General features: G+C 39.1%; 1 protein-coding gene. It reads right to left on the reverse strand.

Annotated elements, in window-relative coordinates:
- Positions 1–754 precede the first annotated feature (754 nt).
- On the reverse strand, positions 755–2173 hold the full coding sequence (locus J5X91_RS17900) for a sodium:alanine symporter family protein (protein ID WP_011328579.1): 1419 nt from the start codon (positions 2171–2173) through the stop codon (positions 755–757).
- Positions 2174–2615: the final 442 nt, after the last annotated feature.

Genomic DNA, 2615 nt, shown 5'->3' on the forward strand with positions numbered 1-2615 from the left:
ATTGGTAGACACAAGGGATTTAAAATCCCTCGACTAACAAGTCGTGCCGGTTCAATTCCGGCCTCGGGCACCACTTTCTCGCTATTACTATTAATAAACAATGCTATAAGCTGGCAATAACATTAGTCAGTATTTACGCATCAATTCGTTATAATAAAACTACACACCTTGTTACTACAATAAAATCCAGTCTGTTAAAGTTAATAGTTACCTTAAATAACGCTAGATTCAGTGCTTATTTATATCTTAAAGTCTACAGCCTTACCTAAATAAGTATTTCCAATTAAGCAATTAGCTATTTATTGTTATTACACGTATTTAAATAGCCACACTTGCTGATAATGCCAAAGATCCCGTAACGAAATAACGCCGCAGCGCTTAGCTACATGGCTACACTTCATCTAGTTAGAATACTAATCAAAACATGAGGACTCTATACACTAGTATAGGGTTTTGTATTTACCGCATGAGAACGTATTACAATGCAAAACTAAATGCTTACCATGAGTAGCGATTACTAGGCGTTAGCAATAAGTAATCGGCAAAGCGTTACCATTTAAATCGCCAGATCATCGTTACTAAGTTTAGAGGGGGAGGTTAGGCCTCATGCGTCTCTGAGGCTTAGGTTATTGTATGAAGGTGTAGAGTGAAGCGTAATTAGGTATGTAAAAGCGAACCAGTAATGGGTGTGTTTTAAAAGCAAAAAAAGGGAAGCAATATAGCTTCCCTTTAATTTAACCAATATTAGCTATAATTACTTATGCCAAATCCCTTTTGGAATTGTTTTATCAAGATGCTTATTTTTAGTTGGATCGAAGGTTGGTAACTTCCCAGCACGACGTTGCGTGTTGTAGTCTTTAGCAAGCCAAACAACTACGCCTGACAACATAAATAATGCTATAACGTTCACAATAGCCATTAACCCCATAGATATATCAGCTAAAGTCCACACTAATGGTAGCTCACCCATAGCGCCAAACATCACCATACCTAATACTAACAATCTAAAAATCAACATGCCGTATGCATGGTTATGCTCTAAAAATAATAAATTTGTTTCTGCATAAGAGTAATTAGCAACAATAGATGTGAAAGCAAAGAATAAAATAGCAATCGCAACGAATATTGCGCCCCAACTACCTACATGCTCCTCAAGTGCTGCTTGAGTTAAAGCTATGCCCGTTAAACCAGAGCCAGCAGTAAGTTGTTGTGATAATAAAATTAATGCCGCAGTAGCGCTACAAATTACAATAGTATCAACAAAAACGCCTAACATTTGCACATACCCTTGTGAGGCAGGGTGGGGAGGGTTAGGTGTTGCTGTTGCAGCTGCGTTAGCAGCGCTACCCATACCCGCTTCGTTTGAGAACAAGCCACGTTTAATGCCTTGGATCATCGCTTGCATAACGCCGTAGCCAATTGCGCCTGCGCCTGCTTGCTCAATGCCAAATGCACTATTTATAACATGCATAAAAACACCAGGTAGCTCAGAGTAATTTAAAGCACAAACGTACAAAGCCACTAGTAAATAAGCAAGAGCCATAAAAGGCACTACCATTTCTGCAAATCGAGAAATAGTTTTTAAACCGCCAAAAATAATGATCCCAGAGCCAATAACTAAAGCAATACCTACTACATAGTTCGGAATATCAAAAGCGACTTTAAATGCAGCTGCAATAGAGTTTGATTGCACTGCGTTAAATACAAAACCAAACGCTAATATTAAACACAGTGAAAAAATAACGCCCATCCAGCGCTTACCTAAACCATATTCCATATAATAAGCAGGGCCACCACGAAAGTTCCCCTGTTCATCACGCGTTTTATAAGCTTGCGCTAATGTGCTCTCGGCAAAACTAGTCGCCATACCAATTAAAGCAATAAGCCACATCCAAAAAATAGCCCCAGCACCACCTAAATAAAGTGCAACTGCAACACCTGCCATATTACCAGTACCAACACGCGCTGCGAGTGAAGTACAAAAGGCTTGGAATGAAGAGATGCCATCGCCTGAACCTCTACGACTCAAAAACATCACTTTTATCATGTGAGGAAACTGTACAAATTGAATAAAGCGAAGGCGAATGGTGAAAAACAGCCCTGCTGCTATTAATAAGTATACTAAAACATGGCCCCATAAGAGGCTGCTTATACTGTTTATTATATCTGTCATGCTATTTGCCTAATCAACGAGTTTAAATCTGTCGCGCAACTTAGCATAAGCTTGAGAAATAGTTTAGTAATCGAGGTAAAAAAATGACTTGTCCACAGGCTTTTGTGGGTAACCTGTGGGTCTGGCTTGTGTATCTTTGGGGTAAAAATTAAATGCAAAAAAGGCGATAAAAACGCTTGCGTAAAATCTGCGGCTCCCTATAATGCGACCCCACTGAGAAGGGAAACGCCGATGCATAGCAAGGCAGCAACTACTCAGAGAGTTAAATAAAACTTCGGTTTTAAATCTTCCAAAAAGAAAGTTTAAAACAAAGTATTGACTCGAAAAATAAAGGATGTATTATACGCATCCCTTGAGACGCTAAAGCGACTCAAAACGTTCTTTAACAATATAAAGCAATCATCTGTGTGGGCACTCGTACAGATTGAGTTCTAACAGCCAA

This window comes from Pseudoalteromonas sp. K222D, from assembly GCF_017653575.1.
GTDB classification, from domain to species: Bacteria; Pseudomonadota; Gammaproteobacteria; order Enterobacterales; family Alteromonadaceae; genus Pseudoalteromonas; species Pseudoalteromonas nigrifaciens.

Excerpts from the sequence above, each read along its gene's own strand:
- J5X91_RS17900 (WP_011328579.1), bottom strand. The coding sequence starts at position 2,173 with ATGACAGATATAATAAACAGTATAAGCAGCCTCTTATGGGGCCATGTT.